This is a genomic window from Treponema saccharophilum DSM 2985, from assembly GCF_000255555.1.
In the GTDB taxonomy this organism is placed as follows: Bacteria; Spirochaetota; Spirochaetia; order Treponematales; family Treponemataceae; genus Treponema_D; species Treponema_D saccharophilum.
Genome location: NZ_AGRW01000041.1, coordinates 79,687 through 99,930, shown reverse-complemented (window position 1 = coordinate 99,930; position 20,244 = coordinate 79,687). Strand labels below are relative to the sequence as shown.

The following is a 20,244-nucleotide window of genomic DNA, read 5'->3' as shown; positions in this document are numbered from 1 at the left end:
TTCTGTCAACTTTCTTTAATAATACCGATAATACCGATATTTTTCTAACCACCGTTCCAAACCGCTTAATCCAACATTAAAACGAATTCCCAATGTGACAGAATGTACATTTTCCAATTCAGAAGAAAAAGGCAAGTATAGTTTGTACTTTAAATCTATCGCAACAGCTTCTTTAACGATTGGAAAACTTGCCCCAATTGCATGAACTTGTGTCCAACTGCCATCAGCACCGTATGTTACACTTTTAGAACTTGAAGAAGAATATAAGTAATAAGTGGTGTATAAGTACCCCATATCAAAGTTGTAGTAAAGAGCCATAGGTGATGCAAAAATTGGAATATTAAATCTTTTGTTGAGTCCTAGTCCCAAAAAAGCACCAAAAGATAATCTCCTATCGTCTTCGTATGATTTATTTAATCTATAATCGTCTTCGTATGATTCATTGTAGTATCTGTAGGTTTCATAGTTGTAATCTATATCCATACAAGACGAACCAATTGGTGTTGATATATCGATAAACAGCCAATGTGTTATAGCTATATTGACATGCGGGTCAAATACAAACTTCCAATTCCAGACTCCAAAATCAAAACATGCCCCTGCCATGCTGTCTTGTTCTGATATTGATTTAAAAAACGCTGTTCTTGCCTGTTTTATAACTTCCTTTTTTTCTGCTTTTATCATTTCCTTTTCTATACGCCAATCCACCAAAGTTGGAGAACGATAACTAAAAGTGCCAACATAATTCGGAGAGTTCGTTCGTATAGTTTTGTTATTCTGCAAGTTTATAAACTTAACGCTGTCAACAGAAACAATATATTCAGATGGTCTTTTTACATCGGCTGCCTTTATAGAATATGCCAAAACCACTCTTATATACGGAACATTCAAACGGAAAAAACTGTCATAAGCCTCAACATTATCAAGATATTCATTATATTTGTCTTTTTCCTCGATTGAAGGAACAGAATTTCCTGTAATCTCGTTGTAGTTTAAAGTTCCTTGCTCTGAAAATATCTCGATTCCTGCAAATATAAATGACAGATTATAAAGCCAAGCGTTTTGCGAACCGTCATAATTTCCTACTCTAAAGCAGCAATCTATATCCTGCAATGAATCCACTGTAACTTTATTTGACTCAAGTTTTTCTAAGTCTTTTATAATTTTTTCACGCAGATTTTCTTGAGAACTTTTCGCGGATTCTCGTAGTTGATTTTCATTGTCGATTTTGATTTTTTGATGTTTTAAAGTAATTTGCTCAATGTCGCTTTCAAGAAGTTTTTTCGCTTCAGATGTCATATTCCCTGATGCATCTTTTTCGGCTGTTCTAAGAGGTCTTTTCTTTCTTTCAGCAATTTCTTTATTACAAATAGCGTCTTGATTTTCATTGAATAAAGAAATGCTTTTTTCAATTTCTTTTTCATTAGCTAGAAGAACTTGTTTTTCATTTTCGATTATTTCAATCTGCTGCAATATTGTCATATTTTCGATTTTCTGCGACCTTATTTTTGCCGCTTTTTCTTCGATTTCTTTTGACAAGTCTATAATCTTTTTCTGCGCTTCCGCGCTTCTCTCTTTGCTTATGCGTTCCTCTTCTGCTTTTCTTTTTTCGTCTTCCAAAAGCCGTGCAAGGCGTTGCTCTTCATTCTTTTGCTGTTGAATAAGAGTTGCTTTCTGAATTTCAATTCTAGCCCGCATTGCTTCTCTTCCAATTTCTGTGGTATTTTTTTTAAGCATATCCATTTGCTCTTTTTCTATTCTTGCAAGTTCGGCTTTTATTGCTTTTAGATTTTCCTCTGATTCCGTTGCAGTTGCTGTTGTTTGCGAAACCGAGCCATATTTTAGGATTCTCTTTCCAGCAGCGGTGAGTTTTACACCAAGTGTTTCAAGAAGTTTTTCTGTCGCTTCGCCATGAACTTTTTCCAAAAATTCGTTGTCGCTGTAAAATTGCGATGAAAAACTCCCCTCTGTCGCTCCTGTTTCGATGTTTGTGATTGTTGCCGAGAGGCTTATTGAATTTTTCATTCTATGGCTGACAAGTTTTATATATGATTCTGCTTGAATCGCTTTTCCCAGTTCAATCGGGTTTTCTCCTGAATAGTATTCGTTCTCTGAATCCTTCTGTAGATTGATGATTGTAGTTTTTTCATCCGAATCAATAACATTGATGTTTGAAAAACTGACGAAATCGTCTATCAATCGTCTTTTTATTAAATTTGGAATATAGTTGTCTTCCTTTTTTCCATTTTCAATTGTTGATGTGTGAAAAAGAACTCTTCTGCCTTTTCCGCCATCGCCAATAAAATATCCGTTGTCCACGGCAAATACCAGCGTCTGAGCAAAAGAAAGACAAAAATAAAAGCAGTTTGTATGTGTTTTTTCATGATTAATTCCTGGTAAATGTAATAGTTTCGCCTGATGCCGATACAAAAATTGCGGTTTTGGCATCCCAATTAGCAATTGTTAAAGTTCCAATCAATGTACTTTTGGAAGAATCGGTAAGTGTTGCGGTATATCCGCTACCATTTTTTGTTACACTGCTCTTGAAATCGTGATTACCATAACCAGAGTTTTTTGAATAAGAATAGTATTGTCCATAAACTCCTGATTCATAAAAATATATATTGTATATTTCGTAAGAATCGTTTTTCCATACGCTTTCAGAAAACACCACTTCGAGATTAACTTCTTCAACGGTACATGAAATTAGGGTTGTTCCAAATGTCATTGCAAAGAAACAAAGCAATATCATAAGAACAGTTAGTTTCTTCTTCATTTCCTCTTCTCCTCAAAAAAGCGAAGCCGAAAACGCAAAAATTCCGTTATGAAAATTTGATATTTCAACTTCGCTCTCTTGTCTATACTGAACTGAACTGAAAATAGTTTTTCCGAAATTTCCCCGCATTTTTTTCGTTAGCTCCGCAGTTAAGATTGCTTTCATTAAAAAATGACATAGCAAACGCAAGCGGTTTTGCAATAGGAGAATCAGGAAGCATAGTTTCCTCAACAAAAAAAGAACGCCAACAGTTTCCGCCTCCCCTCTCGGCTAGATATTTTCCTGCATCTTCAAATTCATCAAATCAAAAAACATAAGTTGAGTAGGTTTATCATCTTGTTTTGTAAGAAACTCAAATCCGTTTTTCTCATAAAAAGGAACTGCGGCAGTGTAGGACTTCATTTTTTATAAAGTCGTCTAAGTCCTCATCCTCACAGTTGAAATCACCAGTCGGTATGTCGCTCTCGAATTTCTGAATGTTTTATTTTTCAAAGAAATCAAATGTCACTTTGGCGCAGATCCTGATTTTTCTGAGAAACGAACTTTTCTTGCCGCTTCCCCACGTTCAAGAGCAGCCAAAACTGAATTGTAATGAGAATACATGAGTGCATACTGTTCTGGCGCAACTGTACATTTTGCATTACGCATTTTTTCTTCAAAACGCCTGTCTTACTAAAAACTCAAGAGCCTTGCTAAACTTTTCAATATCAAACTGCATTTCTATTTATCCTTCTATTTTATTATAGGACTTACACTGCAGAATTTCGCATTTTTGAGCACAAATATTCCCATTTTTCTTTCATTTTTTACTATGCCACAAAAACACAAAGATTTTTTATAAATTACACAATCACCCTACTGTTACAAAACGTCTCCGTGCTAGAAGAGCGAACAAGATTCGCAATCATTCCAGATTCTCTGCCAAAGCAAAAAAAAAGCGCTGATGAAAAACTCACCAGCGCAAGCACCGACACAAAACTCGCTCAGCCGCAATGCAGTTTTACGCGCCGAAGCAAAAATTGAGAATAATTCGTCGCAATTTTGAACTCTCAGCATTTCTCTTTTATATTAAAAAAGTCGGCAGCAGGCTGCCGCATTGAACTGACAGGGACAGGCGTCCTATCGGGGATTTCGGGCTCGGCAGCTGCCCAAGGAGCGGGAGCTGTCATTTTCGCCGGCGGTCGTCTTTGTCTCGCCTGTCTCGATGTCGATGGTATTGAACAGCAGGGCGTAGCTCGCGCTTTTTCATGTAATTGAGCCTGTGACGATGAGGCGGGCATGCGCCAAGTTCCCGAGCTCTATTGCGTCCTCGTCTGAATAAATCGGGCTTTCTCCGAATTTCTGCTCTGCCCGAACCATATCGTCGTTCTGTCGGTCTATGATTTTCAAGCCAGAATACTGCTAGAAGTTCGACGTAATCACGCCCTGCACAAAAAACGGAATCCACTCGTTGCCCTCGCCGATATTCACAGCTTTCGGCGCAGGAACTGCAATCACGTTGTCCGCCACAAACGCGCCCGTCAATGCCGAGATGCAAAGCAGCAGAACACCTACTATTTTTTCATCTAAGAGAAACAAGGAATTTTCACGCTTCCAGATTCCCCACAAAAAAACTCCCCGCACCTTTCCGGCACGGGGAGTTTCCAAGTCATGCGTCAAGACGCATTATTTTGAAGCCTTGATGACGGCCTGCGCACCGGCAAGGCGGGCGAGAGGCACGCGGAACGGTGAGCATGAAACGTAGTTCAGGCCGATTTTGTAGCAGAGCGCGATTGAAGCGGGGTCGCCGCCGTGCTCGCCGCAGATTCCGAGGTGGAGGTCGGCCTTCACGCCACGTCCCTTTGCCTCGGCGATTTCCATCAAAGCGCCCGGACCATCAGCGTCGAGCGTAGCGAACGGGTCGTCCTCAAGAACGCGCTGGTCGAGGTAGGAGTTAATGAACTTGCCGTAGTCGTCGCGGCTGAAGCCGAACGTCGTCTGCGTGAGGTCGTTCGAGCCGAAGCTGAAGAAGTCGGCGACGGAAGCGACCTTGTCGGCAGAAAGAGCCGTGCGCGGGAACTCGACCATCGAGCCAATCTGGAACGCGAGGGAAGTTCCGCAGTCCTTGTTGACGGCGGCGATGACGGCCTCCGCCTGGGCGCGAATCTGCTCGACTTCCTTGTATGTGACGACGTTCGGAATCATGATGCGCACGTCGTGCTTCACGCCTTCCTTGTCGAGCTGGGCAGTCGCGCGGGCAATCGCCTCAACCTGCATCTCGTAGATTTCAGGATAAGTGATTGCGAGGCGGCATCCGCGGTGTCCGAGCATCGGGTTGTGCTCGTCAAGGGCGGCAACCTTCGCGACGAGGGCGGCTTTGTCCATGCCAAGCTTTGTCGCAAGGGCGGCTGCAGCTCCGTCGCTCTCCGCCTGAATGAACTCGTTGAGCGGCGGGTCGAGGAGGCGGATGGTGACCGGACGTCCTTCCATCGTCTTGATGATTTCGTAGAAGTCCTTCTGCTGGTACGGAAGAATCTTCGCGAGGTTCTCTTTTCTCTGCTCGGTCGTGTCCGAGACAATCATTTTCTGGAACGCGGTGAGCTTTGGCTCGTCGAAGAACATGTGCTCGGTGCGGCAAAGACCGATTCCCATAGCGCCGAAGCGGAACGCGTCCTTCGCATTCTGCGGAGTGTCTCCGTTCGCGAGGACGTTGAATCCCTTGACGGTCTTTCCGCTCGCGGTCGTGCGTACGGAAGCATTGCGGACTTCATCAGCCCAGCCGAGGAACGTCTCGAGGTCGCCTGAAATGGCGGCCGGTTTTACCGCAACCTGTCCCTCGAAGACGCGGCCCGTAGCGCCGTCAATCGTGAGGAAGTCACCCTTCTTGTATTCCTTGCCTTTCACGACAATCGTGTTCTCGTCCTTGAATGCGACGTCAGCGCATCCGCAGACACAGGGCGTTCCCATTCCGCGCGCGACGACAGCCGCGTGAGAGGTGCGTCCGCCCGTTGAAGTGAGGATTCCCTGAGCAACAGCCATTCCGGCGATATCGTCGGGAGAAGTCTCCTTTCTGACGAGAAGAACTTTCTTTCCGTCCTTTGCCCATGCCTCAGCCTCATCAGCTGTGAAGACAATCTGTCCGCAACCGGCTCCCGGAGAAGCGTTCAAGCCGCTTGCAATTTCGATTGCCTTTTTGACGGCATCCTTGTCGAGCTGCGGGAGGAGAAGCTGGTTGAGCTGCTCCGGCTCCACGCGAAGGAGCGCCTGCTCTTTTGTGATGAGACCCTCGGCAACCATGTCGACGGCCATCTTGACGGCAGCAGCGCCCGTCCTCTTTCCGTTGCGGCACTGGAGCATGAAGAGCTTTCCTTCCTCGACGGTGAACTCCATGTCCTGCATGTCGTGGTAGTGCTTCTCAAGGCGGTCGCGGATTTCGCAGAGCTGGTCGTAGATTGCCTTGTTCGTCTGCTCAAGCTGAGAGAGTTTCTGCGGAGTGCGGATACCGGCGACGACGTCCTCGCCCTGCGCGTTCATAAGGTACTCGCCCATGAACACGTTCTCGCCCGTTGACGGGTCGCGGCTGAAGCAGACGCCCGTTCCGGACGTCTCACCCTTGTTTCCGAAGACCATCGCCATGACGGAAACAGCAGTTCCCTTGAGCGCGCCTTCCTTGATGTTGTTGAGCTTGCGATATTTGATTGCGCGGGGGTTCATCCAAGAACCGAAGACGGCGCCGATAGCTCCCCACATCTGCTTTTTCGCATCCTGCGGGAAGTCCTCGCCCTTCTCCGCCTTGTACATCGCCTTGTATTTCTCGACGATTTCCTTGAGGTTCTCCGTCGTAAGCTCGGTGTCTTCCTTAACGCCGGCCTTAGCCTTCACCTCGTCGATGATTGCCTCGAATTTGTCGTGGTCAACGCCCATAGCGACGTCGCCGTACATCTGGATAAAGCGGCGGTATGCGTCCCATGCGAAGCGCTCGTTGTTCGTCTTCTTCGCCAATCCGACGACAGCCTTGTCGTTGAGACCGAGGTTGAGGATTGTGTCCATCATTCCCGGCATAGAAATCGCCGCACCGGAGCGAACCGAAACGAGAAGCGGGTCGTTCTCGTCACCGAGCTTCTTTCCCATCGCCGCCTCGAGCTTCGCGAGATACTCGTCGACCTGTGCGGAAAGTCCCTCAGGATAGTTGCGGTTGAGCTTGTAGAATTCCTGACATACGTCCGTCGTAATCGTGAATCCCGGCGGAACAGGAAGGCTCAACGGAGCCTTTGCCATCTGCGCAAGGTTCGCACCTTTGCCACCGAGCTCAGCGCGCATCGACTCATCGCCGTCCGCGTCTCCATTTCCAAAAAAGTACACATACTTAGCAGCCATTTCTTCTTTCTCCAAAAGATTTATGATTTTTAAAAATAACGTTATTTTATCGACGTGTCAATCAAGAAGAACGGTATTTTAAAAAAGTCATGCGGTTTAGGAAAATGGAAGCAAAACGGGATTCCGATGCAGAAAACATGGCGGGCGCCATAAGCATATAATATAGAAGAAAAGCGCATCCCGAAACAAACGCGCCCCAAGCGGATTGCAGAAAAAAAATCCCGGGAATCTGGGCAGGCTCCTCCAAATTCCCGGGGAATAATTCAAAAACCGGACTGAAGCTACAGAACCGATTTATAAATCTCGACTATATCCGCCTTGCTCGGATCGCGCGGATTTCCGGGCGTGCAGGCATCTGCCATGGCGCTCTCCGCAAGGAAATCGATATCCTTCTCCAGGACGCCCTCCCCTCCTATCGTACGCGGAATCCCGACCTCGTCGGCGAGCTTCTGGATGGCATCAAGCGTCGCGTTCCTTGCGTCGGCAAGGCTCATCGACTCGATGCCGCAGACGCCCATCGCCTTTCCGATGTCGCGGTACCGCTCGCCCGTGCACTCGGCATTGTACTTGAGGACAGGGCAGAGAAGCATCGCGCAAGCCTTTCCGTGCGGGATGTCGTACAGCGCGGAAAGCGGATGCGCCATCGAATGGACGATTCCAAGCCCGACATTGCTGAATCCCATTCCGGCGATGTACTGCCCGAGCGCCATTTTCTCGCGCGCCTCGATATCTCCCTTGACCGATTTTGGAAGCCAATGGCTGATTATCTCGATTGCCTTGAGATGCATCATATCTGTCATCTCCCAGGCGCCTTTCGTGATGTATCCCTCAATCGCGTGCACGAGGGCATCCATTCCCGTCGAGGCGGCAAGACCAGCCGGCATCGAAGCGACCATATCGGGATCGACGACGGCAACAACGGGAATATCATGCGGATCGACGCAGACGAACTTGCGGTTCTTCTCGACATCGGTTATCACGTAATTGATGGTGACCTCCGCCGCCGTGCCTGACGTCGTGGAAACGGCGATTATCGGGAGGCAAGGATTCTTCGTCGGCGCGACGCCCTCAAGGGAGCGCACGTCCGCGAATTCCGGGTTCGTTATGATGATTCCGATTGCCTTTGACGTATCTATCGCAGAACCGCCGCCCACAGCGACAATCACGTCCGCGCCCGCTTTTTTGCATGCCTCGACTCCGTCCTTCACGTTCTCTATCGTCGGATTCGGCTTTATCCTGTCGTATATCTCATAGGCGATCCCCGCCTTGTCAAGAAGCTCCGTTATCTTTGTCGCGACCTTGAATTTTATGAGGCTCTCGTCCGTCACGAGAAGCACTTTCGAGCACCCGCGGTTGCGCACCTCATTCGGAATCTCCGAAATCGCACCTTTCCCGAACCAGGACGTCTGGTTCAACATGATTCTGTTCGCCATTTGTACCTCCAATCCCCCACCGGACGAACGGAGGAGGAAAAACGTTGTTGTTATGATTCCCATACTACCACCGGAGAAGCATCGGACAATGACAAAAACTGCCAAAATTAGCACAATCCCGTCATTTAATAAGAAAAGACAAACCTTGCCGATTTCCATAAAAAATGGTTTACTTCCGGAGCAAAACAAGCAACTTTCTTCTATATATTGGCACTTATACGGCGCCAATTGCGACAAACGGAGACGAAAAATGGAAAAGCGAATCGAAATAAGGCGCGCGACAGAAAACGACATCGCGCCCATCGCGGCAATAGGCAGGCAAACGTTCGAGGAGACGTTCAGCGACACGAACACCGAGGAGGACATGCGGAAATACATATCCGAAAATTTCACCGAGGAAAAAATCGCCAAAGAGATTTCAGGCAGCGAATCAATTTTCCTCATAGCGCTCCACGACGGGACGGCGGCGGCTTACATGAAGCTGAACACCGGCAGCGCGCAGACGGAAAAACAGGGAGACGCGCTCGAAATACAGCGGCTTTACGTCGCCGCCTCAAAAAAGGGAATGGGAATCGGAAGGCGGATGATTGCATCGGCGGAAGAAATCGCGCGCGTCCGAGGACTTTGCAGGATATGGCTCGGCGTCTGGGAGCACAACGAACCGGCGCTCGCGTTCTACAAAAAATGCGGGTTCAGAGTGTTCAGCTCGCACGATTTCGTCCTCGGAACGGACAGGCAGACGGATATGCTCATGGAAAAAAACATCTGACCCCCCGCCATCTCCGCATCCGGATTTCCGGCGGACAATGATTCCGGTACTTGCCGAGATTCAGAATCCCGCCCGCATCGAACAGCTTCTTCCTTTGTTTTTGCAGGCGGGACAAGACAACGTCCAAAAAGGGTGGAACAGCACCCCGAGTCCTCGCGCTGCTGTTCCGCCCACCCATTTTTTATCCGCGAATGCAAAAAAAACAGACCGCCGCGGCGCGACGCGCACAAAAAACGCCAAAAAACAGAATGCCCTATACCCGCATAAAAACGCCCGCCATTGCGTCGATGCCCGAAAACAGGTAATTACCCAAAAAATCAAAAACGACGCGTCCTAGCGCGTTCTCGTCGTATAGCGCATTTATTAGAAATCTAATACATTTTATAATAAGAAACATATATATTTTATTATAAAACTGCTAGCATATTTCTAATAAATATTAGAAATATAATATTTTCGCTTGCTTTTATATTATAAATAAGCTATAGTAACAGTATGAAACGAATCACAGTAGCTTTATCGAAGGGCGGGGTCGGAAAATCCAGCCTTTCTCTCGGACTTGCGGCAGAGCTTGCGAAAACGCACAAAACAGTGCTCCTCGACTTCGACTTTCAGGGAAACTCGTCGAGCACGCTGATAAAAAAGGCTGACTTCGACATAGCCGACGTTCTTTACGGAAAGAAGGCGGTGGCGGACGTCGTGCAGGCGACGGAGATAGAGAACCTGTCGGTCGTCCCGATGATAGGAACGAAGCCCGACTTCAGAATGTACAAAAAAGAATACGCGGCGGCCGAGCCCGAGATAATCGTCGAGCTGACGAAGCAGCTTGCCGGGATGGGATTCGAATTCTGCATAATGGACACCTCGAGCGCGTTCGACACGTTCGAGGAGAACATCATCCGTGCGACGGACGAGATAGTGACGGTCATGAACCTCGAGCCGTACGCCCTTGACGGATTCTTCATCTTCTACAACAATCTCATGCAGTTCGGAAAGACAAACGGCATCCATTTCAAATGCGACAAGATTGTGCTCAACAAGGTCGACAACAGGCTCGCCGTCTCGAAAAACATAGCGGCGGAAGTGCACAAGAATTTCAGCACATTCAACATATACACGATTCCGGCGGACCAGAATTTCAACAAGTGCATAAACCTGAGGACGCCGGTCCAGTACATGAAGAACACGAAAATCGAGACGCTCTCGACGCTCACGCAGATAGCGAAAGGATTGGCAGACTGATGCCGCTCATAAAGAATACGGCGGAGCTTTCCGAGGACACGCTGAGGCAGCTGGAGGGCGCGCGGAACATCCATCCGATAACGCCGTCCGCCCCGCAGCCCGCAGCCCCCGAGCAGACGGCGGCGTCGGAAACGGAGCCACAAAAAAGCTCGAAACCGAAGGGGAATGCCGACGCCGTTCTGGTAAGGCTTTCCAGGGGGAAGCGGAACGAGTTCAAGTCGTTCTTCTCGGAGCACGGACTTGACATGACGAGCGGATTCGAGATGTGCGTCGAGTTCGCCATGGAACTTGTCAGGGACGGAAAGATTAGGATTTCGAAAGCGGGAATACGGCAGCAGCGAGAGGTGGCAGGCTGAATCACATGGACAACAATACGGGCACGCAAGAGCGGAAGAAGATAGTCATAATCCGTCACTCCGCGAAACCGGCAGGAAAGCGGAAACCCCGCCCGCACCAGTACGCGGAGGTCGTAATGAGAGGCTCCCCGTTCGGGGAGGACACGACCGGCTGGAAAAGGCGGAAGACATACAAAAAAAACGGCAGGAAAAGACGGATGCAGGACGAGCTCCGCAAGGAAATTCACAAGAACTACATGTACCTGCACGGGCGGTTCATAAAATACTTCCTGAGCTCGCCTGCCGTAACGGTCCTGAAGGTCTCGTTCTCCAGACGATGCCGGACATGCGTCAGCTTCGATTTCGGGGGCGTCGCGATGGAGGCGGCAATAGAGAGCGAGCACGACGACAAGGAAATCAGGAACACGATTGATTTTGCTGCGGCAGGCGAAAGCGGGAACCGCAGGATATCGTGCAAGGCGATGAGCTTCCTGATAAAAAAATACCTCAAGGGAGGGAAGCTCCTGAAAGAGAAGCGCAGCATCCTGTAGACGCGCGGCGGAAAAAAAAGGAGGAAAACCATTGGCAGCCGAACAGCAGCTCGGCTGATTTTCAGCATGACGGAACAAATCTGCACGAATAGTTTTATTTTCTGCTTGACTTTTTAAAGGAAATACCGATAATTGATTATGAGTAGAAACTAAACTACTTGCAGATATGATTCCATGATGATTAGCTATCGAAAACCATAAAGTGTGGGCATTTTGAGAAAATGCCCTCTAATTGGGGTTTAATGTTAAGACAGTCTTGTTCATTGTGGGAGATTGTCTCGCAGACCGTAGTGGGTTTGGCATAAGGAACTTCAAAAAGTGCTCACACTTTATGGTTTTTTTATGTCCTTTCCGGCGCGGCGTTACAGGAAAACCACAATGGAAAGACATTCAAAAAAAGTCGAGAAGCCGGCAAAAGGTCGGCAAAAAACACATAGAAGAATAAGGCGCCACACCACCATGATATCGGGAGGCGCACTATGACCGAGCCGAAGGAAACGGACTTCTGCATCATACAAGGATGGATGCTGCGGCTTGGCCTCAACGCCACCGAACTTTCAATCTTCGCAAAAATATACGGATTCACGCAGGACGGGGAGGGGACATGCAAATCCTCCGAGGAATACCTTTCCGCATGGGGCGGAAAAGTCGACAGGAAAACCGTCTACAACGCGCTCAAATCGCTTGAGGAGAAGAACCTCATACGAATCTCGCACTACACCGTCAACGGCAGGAAGAGGAACAAGTACACGCTCGGGACAATCCCGCCGGAGACAGACGACAGCAGCTTCGCCGTCAAGAACAAAAGCTTCTGCACGATACAACACTGGCAGCTCGGGCTCGGGCTCAAGTCAAACGACCTCAGGATATACGCGATAATACACCAGTTCTCGCAGGACGGCGTTTCCGTCTGCACCGCCTCCCACAAATACTTCATGGAATGGTGCGGCTGCGACAGGACGACCGTTTTCAGGACGATAAAAAAGCTGGAGCAGAAAGAACTGATTAGGGTAAACAGGAAGACAAAGGTCGACATCGAATACTGGTCGTCGAAATCGAGGGAAGGGGAGAGAGGGCAAAGAATGTTGCAAAATTCCCCATGCAATGAAAAACAGGATGTTGCAAAATTCCCCAACAGGATGTTGCAGAATTCCCCATGTGATGTTGCAAAATTCCCCAACAGGATGTTGCAAAATTCCCCTTTAAATTTAAGCAGTAATGAAAGAGTAAATTTAAGCGGTAGTAAGCGCACCACCGCAAAAACCACAAAAGAAATAAAAAAGCAGATTGTCAAATGTCTCGACGGAACGAGGTTCAAGTTTCTGTCGCAGGATCCGTTGTTCCTTTCAAAAGCAGAGGAATGGGCGGACGAGCGGAAAATAGACTGCACGAAGCTGTCGTCATATTTATCGGGCGTCATAGAAAAGATGGGCGGCAAAGACGACCCTGATTCGCTCGCGCTTTTCAGGCACATATTCTTCTCTGAATCGGACTGGCTGAAATTCTCAGAGCACTACGATGAGGAATCCCGCAAGAAAGCCGATTCGGAACGGAACATCAGGATGAATACCGTGATATGCCCGGTCTGCGGGAAATCGTTCACCAAATACAAGGGCTTCGGCTACTGCGACTGCGGCCTAGAGGAGAAGGACTTGGAGAACGAGGACATAATCACCGAGAAAATCAGGATAAGGAGCATGAGCGAAGGCGACAGGAAAAGACTTGAGGAGGAACTGATACGGAACCTCCTTCCGGCAAAGAATCTTATGAGGGGCGTATCATGAAGGAGGAATGAAAAACGTTCTGTCGGCAAAACGGCGATGTGTTTTTGCCATGCACCTGCCGAAAATCCGGACAGGGCGATGAAAAATGTTTCACGTGTGAAACTTTCACGAAAAAGAGAAATGAAGGCGGCAAAACGTTTCGCGCCGTTTTCTGGATGATTCCGGGCGTTCTTTGATAGTATGACAGGCAGATTTCGGCTGCATATGGTGTTTTTTGCTTGTGTTTTCTATACTTATGAAAGGTCTTTCCGCAAAAAGCGGATGCTCGGTCAGGATTTTTTGTTCATAAGAGGGGGCTGTATGAAATACACGATGCGGGGCGGAGAGGCAAAAATCAGGGAGATGGAGGCAATTGGCTTCGTGCGGCGGGACGGGCTTTATGTGCTCAGGAAAAATTTGCCAAAAAGCGGTTTTTTTGCGGAGCTGGCGTTCTTGCCGGGAACGGATTCGCTTGACGTCCGGGTCTACGAGAAGACGAGCGGCGAGCGGTACGCGATTTTTGACATGCCGGGAGCGTCCGGCCCGTTCGTAAGTGCGATGCGCGATGAGGTGCGGCGCATCGTGGATGATGTTTCCGGCAGATGCGTCGGGAACGCGGACATACGGGAAAAATACGTTTCTTACGTCGAGGAGGCTTTTTCCTGCAGGGCCGACTATCCGTGGGAGAATACACCCGATTACTGCGTCTTCCGTTGCGGAAACAGGAAATGGTTCGCGCTCGTCATGCGAATCACTTTGCGACAGCTTGGGCTTGAAGGCGACGGGAATGTTTCCGTCGTAAACCTTAAGGCGGACGCGGAGAAAATCAGCGCGGGGCTCGTCGACAGAAAATCGGTTTTTCCCGCATACCACATGAACAAGAAGTATTGGATTACAGTCCTGCTGTCTTCCGCGACCGATTTCGATTTTTTGTGCCGCCTGACGGAACGCAGCTATGGGCTCGTCTCGAAAAGATGAAGGGGCCGCGTCATTTTTTCGAGAATCAGCTCGTCGGCAGGAAGCCTCTTTGCAGCGTCATGCTCAAGAAGCCTCAAATCGCCAGAAACGACAGAGCGGAGAATGCAGTGCATCGTGATGTGGAACGTCGGATAATCGTATCCGACGCCGCCGAGCGTCTTTTCTGCGCTCACTTCCGTCAAAAGCTCTTTTTTGATTTCTCGGACGATGCAGTCTTCGGGAGCCGCGCTGGGTGGCGAACACTTCTTTTTGGTGCGTTTCTTGGTTCGTGCGGAGTATTACAGCTTTGCTCACGGTGATTTTTTTCATACTCTCATTTTGCTTCTTTGAATAGGCAAGCGTGAAGTATCGATTTTTTCATGCTTCCGTAATATAATCCTTCCGTGAAAAATTACGATTTAGGATTTGTAACGAGCGAACAAATTTTTTTGCATGCAAAAGAAACTGTGGAAAAATATCGCTATCATATCGACCTTGCGGAATTCAACAAAAATCCCATAGACCCGATAAAACTTACTTTCGACTCAAAAGTTTGCAATCAAATTATCCAGCAGACTATTGAAGCAGAATGTATCCGCCGAATTGGCAAGACAAACACAAATCACATCGGATGTTTTCATCAGAATATGTTCAAGCTCGCCGGCAATGGTTGGGAGGTTCCGAAAAATGGAGCAGACGGCGCTTTTTATGTTGCCAGCCATAAAAAACACATTTTCTGCGAACTCAAAAACAAGCGCAACACAATGAATTCAGCATCTTCTCAGAAAACTTATATCGAAATGCAAAGCAAAATTCTTGAAGATGACAAAGCCGTATGTTACGAGGCGGAAGCAATCGCGGCAAAATATAAGGACATTCCGCGGGCGAAAAATAAATGGGAGGAAAAATGACTTACCGACTTGCAGCAGAATCTGATTTGGACGAAATCTGCTCGCTCATAAAATCTGCGATAGCCAAAATGGACTCATGCGGAATTCCTCAATGGGATGAAATTTATCCGACTCGCGAAGATTTTTTGAATGATATAAAATCAAATTCGCTTTTTGCAGGCGAAGTTTTCGAAGACGGAAAAAATCGGATTGCTGTGATTTATGCTCTGAATAAAGATTGTGACGAGGAATATAAAAAAGCTGACTGGCAGTGCAGCGGTGATTATCGTGTGATTCATCGTCTTTGCGTTCATCCTGATTTTCAGAATCGTGGAATTGCGCGGAAAACAATGGAGCATATCGAAAATCAGGCGGAGGCTCTTGGAGCAAAATGTTTAAGGCTTGATGTTTTCAGCAAAAATCCATTTTCGCTCAGGCTTTATGAGCACGCGGGCTACTACAAAACAGGCGAAGCGAACTGGCGCAAAGGGCTATTCTATCTGATGGAAAAGAAGATTTAAAGAATGTGTTTGTAGACAAGAATTTTTGCCGGCTGGGAATTTTGTGGAGTCTGGCTAACATGCAGATAACAGAAATCACTCAAAATAAAAAAGATTTTCTTTCTCTTCTTTTGCTTGCAGACGAGCAGGAAAGCATGGTTGACCTTTATCTTGACCGGGGCAGGATGTTTGTTCTTGATGACGGCGGCGTAAAAGCTGAGTGCGTCGTAACTGACGAGGGCGAAGGAATCCTTGAAATCAAAAATATTGCAACTGAGCCGAACTCTCAGGGAAAGGGCTATGCCCGTGCCTTGTTGGAATTTGTTGAAGAAAAGTTCCGTGATGAATTTACCACTCTTCAAGTAGGAACAGGCGACAGTCCGCTTACGATTCCTTTTTACGAAAAATGCGGATTTACCCGCCATCACGTAATCAAAGATTTTTTTACAAAAAATTACGCTCGTCCTATAATTGAATGTGGCGTTCAGCTTGTGGACATGATTGTGCTGAGGAAAAAATGCGAAGGAAAGACCGTGAAGCTACATGTGAAGAAATAAAATTTTAGGAGAACTCAAAATGACCAAAATCTACTGCTACGAGCGATGCACGACCTGCAAAAAAGCGTTGGCCTGGTGCGATTCAAACGGCGTGAAATACGAAAAAATCGACATCAAAGGCGACCACCCCGACGAAGCGACTTTGCGGGAATTGCACAAAAAAAGCGGGCTTCCGCTCAAAAAATTCTTCAATACAAGCGGAATGCTCTACCGTGAGCAGAACCTTTCGCAGAAATTGCCGGACATGAGCGAAGACGAGCAGTTCAAAATCCTTGCAAGTGACGGAATGCTTGTAAAAAGACCGTTGCTCGTAACGGAAAGTTCAGTCTGCACAGGCTTTAAAGAAGCCGAATGGAAGAAAATTCTTGGAGTATAAAAATGATTCAGATTTTTGGAACTAACAAATCTTTTGATACGAAGAGCGCGCAGAGATTTTTTAAGGAACGGCGGATTGCTTTTCAGTTCGTTGACCTAAAAGAAAAAGAAATGAGCGAAGGCGAATTCGACTCGGTTGCGAGCGCACTTGCCCGAACAGAAGGCAGTCGTGCAGAAGCGATTGAGGCAATGATTGACACAAAATCAAAAGATTATGCTTCGATTGCATACCTTGACGACAGCGAAAAAGAAGAAAAACTCTTTGAGAATCAGGCGAAGCTTTTGAAGCAGCCAATTTGCCGAAACGGCAAGACCGATGCCACGGTTGGAATGGCGCAGAAGACTTGGGAAGGCTGGAAGTAGATTTATAGCAGCTTATTGATTTTATTGCGCAGGAAGCGGGCAAGTCTTGCGACTTGCCTACGAGTTTTTGCTGCGTAATAAAATCGCAATCTTATCCAAAATCAATTCATCTGCTGGAAGCCAATTTACGGATTTAAGGGTCTCTTTCGTGAGCCAACGGGAATTTTCATGCTCCAACAGCTCAAGCTTTCCGCTCAAGATTGTGCACAAAATACAGTGCATTTTGAGGTGAAAGGCAGGGTAGTCGTATTCGATTGTGCCTAGAACTTTTTCAGCCTTTACCTCGGTAGCAAGCTCCTCGCGGATTTCTCGGATAATGCATTCCTCAGGGCTTTCTCCTTCCTCAACTTTTCCGCCGGGAATTTCCCACCAGTCTTTGTATTCTCCGTAGCCGCGCTGGGTGGCGAACACTTCTTTTTGGTGCGTTTCTGGGTTCGTGCGGAGAATTACGGCTCCGCTCACGGTTATGGTTTTCATGATTTTTCTTCCTCATCCTCAAACACAGGAACTCCGCCCCAAACGTTGTCCATGTAGTTCTGGTCAAGCACCTTGTCTATTCGGACCTGCTCGTCCTCAAGGCTGAAAAGCTTCGTGCTGTCGTCGTCGTTTTTGTCAGCAATCCAGATTTCGTCCCGGCGCACAAGGTCATGGCTCATGATGCGGCTTTCGTGTGTGGTCGTTACAAGCTGGATTCTTCTTTCCTTTGCGTTTGCAAAATATTTTTTTACAAACTGAACGGTCAGCTTTGGATGCAGGCTGCGGTTTATTTCATCCATTATATAGACTTTTTCTTTTTTGCTTATGAGAATTTCCAGAAGCTGGAAGAGACGGTGGGTTCCGTCGCTCTCGCTTTCCATGCTGAACTCAATTTTCTTTCCGCCAAGGTTGTGGACGAATTTTATCGCATAAAAATGAAAGGCACCGTCTTTTTCCAATGTGATTATGAAAATGTTCCTTCGGCTTCTGATTACGGTCGAATAAAAATTTTTTTTCTGTATTTGTGTATTCTGCGAAAGCCCTAAAGAAGTCGGTAATTTGGCAATCTGAACAAGCGGACTTACAAAAGCCATCTCCAGGTTGAGCTTCTGTTGGGTGCGCAAATCAAGGGTCTCAAAAACCTTTTCCTTGCTCACAGGCTCAAGCCTTATTTCCTCGATTCCCGTGTCAAAATTCTTCAACAGCTGGGCAAACTCATCCTTGCAGATTTCGTACTGAAGAAGCGAAGTCTCCTGCAGAGGCTGGTCGGGGAAAATAACCTCAAGAGTGTCCTTGAACCAGAGGAATGTTTTTTGAAGGACAAGGGCCTGTGGATTCGTTGCATAAAATCCCGCCGTGTTGTGGTTGATGCTGAAAAGAAAGGGCTTCCCGCTCATGGCAAAAGTGCGGCTCAAAACCTCAATGTCCTTGTGCTGCCCCTTTATTGAATGGTGAAAAATGTAAGGGCTTTCGGCATTTTCTTTATAGAAGATTTTCGTGTGCCGGTTTCCGACAATATGAACCAGCTCCTCTTTTGTTATGATTCCGGTCGAAAGAACAGTCGAAATTTTGTATTCGTAAAGGTTTTTGTCGGCAATAAAAGTTATTTCAAAGTCAGACGGCTTACTTTCGTTTTCCTCGCTGATTTTGCACCAGAGGTCAGCGGCGCGTTGTGGAAGTTTTCCTAAAAGCACAAAGCCCCGCAAGACTGCCATAGCCCTTATAAAGTTCGTTTTTCCCGCACCGTTTTTTCCGAACATGGCGGAAAACTTCAGAAGACTCTTGCCTGTTTCGCCGTCCGAAAGCAGATGGTCTGTTTTTTTTGTGACGCGTCCGCTTTCCATCTTGAAGGTTGTCTTCTGGTTAAAAGACAAAAAGTTTGTGACGCTGAAATTTACTAACATCTGTGTTCCTGATTGATTAAGAATCTCTCGCCTTTGGCGAAATTATATAGTAATTATCGGCACGTTTCAATTAAAACTTGCATAAACAGGAGAAAAAATCGAATAAAAATTTGACTTTAAAATCAGTTTGTTGTATATTCAAACTATCAAAACGGGTGAAAATATCGAATGAAAAGCTTAGTTTTGACATGGTAAGGCTGGATTTTGCAGCTAAAAACAGTGCAAGTCGAATGTTCGTCGAACTAGATTGCGCTGCCTGCTCCAGGGAGTGCAAAACAGCCGGAAAGATAAAAGGAGATATGCTTATGGCAGTACCATTTATTAGCAGAAAGCGGCTTAACCCGCAGAAGTTGGAAGCAGAAGGCAAGTTTTATCCAGCCCCTGCTTATATCGCAGAAGTCGGTGTGAACCAGCTCGCCGAAGAAATTTCCCAGAGCACGACTCTCACACCAACGGAAGTAATCGGAGTAATCCGGGGACTTCTTCTTACAGTTCCCAAGTACATGCTTTTGGGCTACAAAGTTCGCCTCGACAGCTTCGGAATCTTTAAGCTTGGCCTTAAGAACAAGACAAGCTGCAAGGGCTACGAAAAAGCTAGTCTTGTAACGGCGAACGACATTGAGGGAATCAAAGTGATGTACACGCCAGACGCAATGCTCAAGGCAAAACTCGAAAAGCCTGAGTATGTAAAGCTCGACGCGAAATACATTACAGATGAAGAAGAAAACACCTCAAACGGTGACTAAATGAAAAGAGGGTAGCGGACTTGAATAACGGCAATCCGCTCACAATAAAAGCCTGCGAAGAAGCGGAAAGGACATCCGTTATGAATACATTGATTTGGGAGACCTGCATCTTTTTTAGCGTGCAGGCCTCCTTTTTTTTTATCCGGCTTTTAGCAAGATTTTATCCCGAATTTACGGCTTTTTATGCGTGTTTATCGGGATATTTTTTTGATTTTATACGGATAAAATTGGTGCGTTTGTCGGGATGAACGGAAAACTCCGTGCGGATGGATGCGGGCCGGGGATACGGATGGAGGGGATAGGTTTATGCGGATGGAAATGCGGAAAAGGTGGTACGATTTGCCTGATAATATCTTTGTGCAGGTTTATAGAAAGAAAGTCCTGCAACATTTCCAAACAGCGTAAATGCGTAATTATTCGATGATTATATATGCAAAAAATCATCGTTTATGATATTGCACCTTTTTACTGATTTGAGAAAAATTATTTATCGTGACATTCTATGTCCGGGAACAGCTCGATGAACTCAGAAACAATTTTGTTCTGCAAATTGTTCGGATTGCTTTCTCGATGCTGAGGGTCGCGGCTGATTTTGTACGGCGCGAAAAGCTCTCTTGAGTCGCACCCTTTTGAAAAGTATTGTACGGTATGGACGGTGCGTTTTTAGAGTGCCAGCTTTTTTTGCATGCTCGGGTGCTATGGAAAAGGAGCGTTTTTTGTGCTATTTTTAATGACAATTTTTTCAGCGGAA

General features: G+C 46.8%; 22 protein-coding genes. 13 read left to right on the top strand and 9 right to left on the bottom strand.

Features of this window, described 5'->3' with window-relative positions; all coding sequences use genetic code 11:
- Positions 1-15 precede the first annotated feature (15 nt).
- The 6 genes from TRESADRAFT_RS05035 to fucO all read right to left on the bottom strand — a co-directional run bounded on the left by TRESADRAFT_RS05035 (position 16) and on the right by fucO (position 8,565).
- Positions 16-2,319, bottom strand: coding sequence for a coiled-coil domain-containing protein (locus TRESADRAFT_RS05035; RefSeq protein ID WP_141607168.1), 2,304 nt, complete (start codon positions 2,317-2,319; stop codon positions 16-18).
- Positions 2,320-2,386: 67 nt separating this feature from the next.
- Positions 2,387-2,776 (bottom strand): hypothetical protein, encoded by a 390-nt coding sequence (locus TRESADRAFT_RS05030; RefSeq protein WP_002703452.1) that lies wholly within the window; start codon positions 2,774-2,776, stop codon positions 2,387-2,389.
- 1,245 nt (positions 2,777-4,021) lie between these two features.
- On the bottom strand, positions 4,022-4,165 hold the full coding sequence (locus TRESADRAFT_RS15940; RefSeq protein WP_141607165.1) for a CsgG/HfaB family protein: 144 nt from the start codon (positions 4,163-4,165) through the stop codon (positions 4,022-4,024).
- Positions 4,166-4,177: 12 nt separating this feature from the next.
- Positions 4,178-4,435, bottom strand: a complete 258-nt coding sequence (locus TRESADRAFT_RS15935; RefSeq protein WP_141607163.1) for a hypothetical protein — start codon at positions 4,433-4,435, stop codon at positions 4,178-4,180.
- Positions 4,436-4,441: 6 nt separating this feature from the next.
- Positions 4,442-7,132: a pyruvate, phosphate dikinase gene (ppdK, locus tag TRESADRAFT_RS05025; RefSeq protein WP_002703451.1), complete on the bottom strand. Its 2,691-nt coding sequence runs from the start codon at positions 7,130-7,132 to the stop codon at positions 4,442-4,444.
- 281 nt (positions 7,133-7,413) lie between these two features.
- Positions 7,414-8,565: a lactaldehyde reductase gene (fucO, locus tag TRESADRAFT_RS05020; RefSeq protein WP_002703450.1), complete on the bottom strand. Its 1,152-nt coding sequence runs from the start codon at positions 8,563-8,565 to the stop codon at positions 7,414-7,416.
- Between the two features lie 250 nt (positions 8,566-8,815).
- Between fucO and TRESADRAFT_RS05015 the strand changes: the two genes are divergently transcribed.
- From TRESADRAFT_RS05015 to TRESADRAFT_RS04985, 7 genes are all read left to right on the top strand, one after another.
- Complete coding sequence (locus TRESADRAFT_RS05015) at positions 8,816-9,334, top strand: GNAT family N-acetyltransferase (RefSeq protein WP_002703449.1); 519 nt, start codon at positions 8,816-8,818, stop codon at positions 9,332-9,334.
- A 37-nt stretch (positions 9,335-9,371) separates the two neighbouring features.
- Complete coding sequence (locus TRESADRAFT_RS05010; RefSeq protein ID WP_040842300.1) at positions 9,372-9,671, top strand: hypothetical protein; 300 nt, start codon at positions 9,372-9,374, stop codon at positions 9,669-9,671.
- Between the two features lie 158 nt (positions 9,672-9,829).
- Positions 9,830-10,576 carry a ParA family protein gene (locus TRESADRAFT_RS05005; protein ID WP_002703446.1) on the top strand — a complete coding sequence of 249 codons (747 nt, stop codon included), beginning with the start codon at positions 9,830-9,832 and terminating at the stop codon, positions 10,574-10,576.
- Positions 10,576-10,932 (top strand): hypothetical protein, encoded by a 357-nt coding sequence (locus TRESADRAFT_RS05000; protein ID WP_002703444.1) that lies wholly within the window; start codon positions 10,576-10,578, stop codon positions 10,930-10,932. The genes TRESADRAFT_RS05005 and TRESADRAFT_RS05000 overlap by 1 nt, the downstream gene beginning before the upstream one ends.
- A gap of 5 nt (positions 10,933-10,937) precedes the next feature.
- The gene (locus TRESADRAFT_RS04995) at positions 10,938-11,462 is read left to right on the top strand and encodes a hypothetical protein (protein ID WP_002703442.1); all 525 of its coding nucleotides are present in this window, start codon (positions 10,938-10,940) and stop codon (positions 11,460-11,462) included.
- 479 nt (positions 11,463-11,941) lie between these two features.
- Positions 11,942-13,246 carry a helix-turn-helix domain-containing protein gene (locus tag TRESADRAFT_RS04990; RefSeq protein WP_002703440.1) on the top strand — a complete coding sequence of 435 codons (1,305 nt, stop codon included), beginning with the start codon at positions 11,942-11,944 and terminating at the stop codon, positions 13,244-13,246.
- Positions 13,247-13,546: 300 nt separating this feature from the next.
- Complete coding sequence (locus TRESADRAFT_RS04985) at positions 13,547-14,203, top strand: MmcQ/YjbR family DNA-binding protein (protein ID WP_002703437.1); 657 nt, start codon at positions 13,547-13,549, stop codon at positions 14,201-14,203.
- Here TRESADRAFT_RS04985 and TRESADRAFT_RS16480 read toward each other — a convergent pair.
- Positions 14,179-14,376 carry an NUDIX hydrolase gene (locus TRESADRAFT_RS16480; RefSeq protein ID WP_217169670.1) on the bottom strand — a complete coding sequence of 66 codons (198 nt, stop codon included), beginning with the start codon at positions 14,374-14,376 and terminating at the stop codon, positions 14,179-14,181. The genes TRESADRAFT_RS04985 and TRESADRAFT_RS16480 overlap by 25 nt on opposite strands.
- Before the next feature lie 210 nt (positions 14,377-14,586).
- Here TRESADRAFT_RS16480 and TRESADRAFT_RS04975 point away from each other — a divergent pair, with 210 nt between their 5' ends.
- Genes TRESADRAFT_RS04975 through TRESADRAFT_RS04955 form a run of 5 tightly spaced genes read left to right on the top strand, consistent with a single transcriptional unit; the run spans position 14,587 to position 16,867 of the window.
- Positions 14,587-15,093, top strand: a complete 507-nt coding sequence (locus TRESADRAFT_RS04975) for an Eco47II family restriction endonuclease (protein ID WP_081478492.1) — start codon at positions 14,587-14,589, stop codon at positions 15,091-15,093.
- Positions 15,090-15,593: a GNAT family N-acetyltransferase gene (locus TRESADRAFT_RS04970; protein ID WP_002703433.1), complete on the top strand. Its 504-nt coding sequence runs from the start codon at positions 15,090-15,092 to the stop codon at positions 15,591-15,593. Before TRESADRAFT_RS04975 ends, TRESADRAFT_RS04970 begins: the two co-directional genes overlap by 4 nt.
- A gap of 59 nt (positions 15,594-15,652) precedes the next feature.
- A complete protein-coding gene (locus TRESADRAFT_RS04965; RefSeq protein ID WP_002703431.1) occupies positions 15,653-16,129 on the top strand; it encodes a GNAT family N-acetyltransferase in 477 nt (158 codons plus the stop codon).
- 19 nt (positions 16,130-16,148) lie between these two features.
- A complete protein-coding gene (locus tag TRESADRAFT_RS04960) occupies positions 16,149-16,505 on the top strand; it encodes an arsenate reductase family protein (RefSeq protein ID WP_002703430.1) in 357 nt (118 codons plus the stop codon).
- 2 nt (positions 16,506-16,507) lie between these two features.
- On the top strand, positions 16,508-16,867 hold the full coding sequence (locus TRESADRAFT_RS04955) for an arsenate reductase family protein (protein ID WP_002703428.1): 360 nt from the start codon (positions 16,508-16,510) through the stop codon (positions 16,865-16,867).
- A 57-nt stretch (positions 16,868-16,924) separates the two neighbouring features.
- On the opposite strand, the gene TRESADRAFT_RS04950 is transcribed toward TRESADRAFT_RS04955, so the two are convergent.
- On the bottom strand, positions 16,925-17,344 hold the full coding sequence (locus TRESADRAFT_RS04950; RefSeq protein WP_002703427.1) for a (deoxy)nucleoside triphosphate pyrophosphohydrolase: 420 nt from the start codon (positions 17,342-17,344) through the stop codon (positions 16,925-16,927).
- Positions 17,341-18,747: an AAA family ATPase gene (locus tag TRESADRAFT_RS04945; protein ID WP_002703425.1), complete on the bottom strand. Its 1,407-nt coding sequence runs from the start codon at positions 18,745-18,747 to the stop codon at positions 17,341-17,343. The genes TRESADRAFT_RS04950 and TRESADRAFT_RS04945 overlap by 4 nt, the downstream gene beginning before the upstream one ends.
- Positions 18,748-19,052: 305 nt before the next feature.
- Here TRESADRAFT_RS04945 and TRESADRAFT_RS14970 point away from each other — a divergent pair, with 305 nt between their 5' ends.
- Positions 19,053-19,493 carry an HU family DNA-binding protein gene (locus TRESADRAFT_RS14970; RefSeq protein WP_002703424.1) on the top strand — a complete coding sequence of 147 codons (441 nt, stop codon included), beginning with the start codon at positions 19,053-19,055 and terminating at the stop codon, positions 19,491-19,493.
- Positions 19,494-20,244 lie beyond the last annotated feature (751 nt).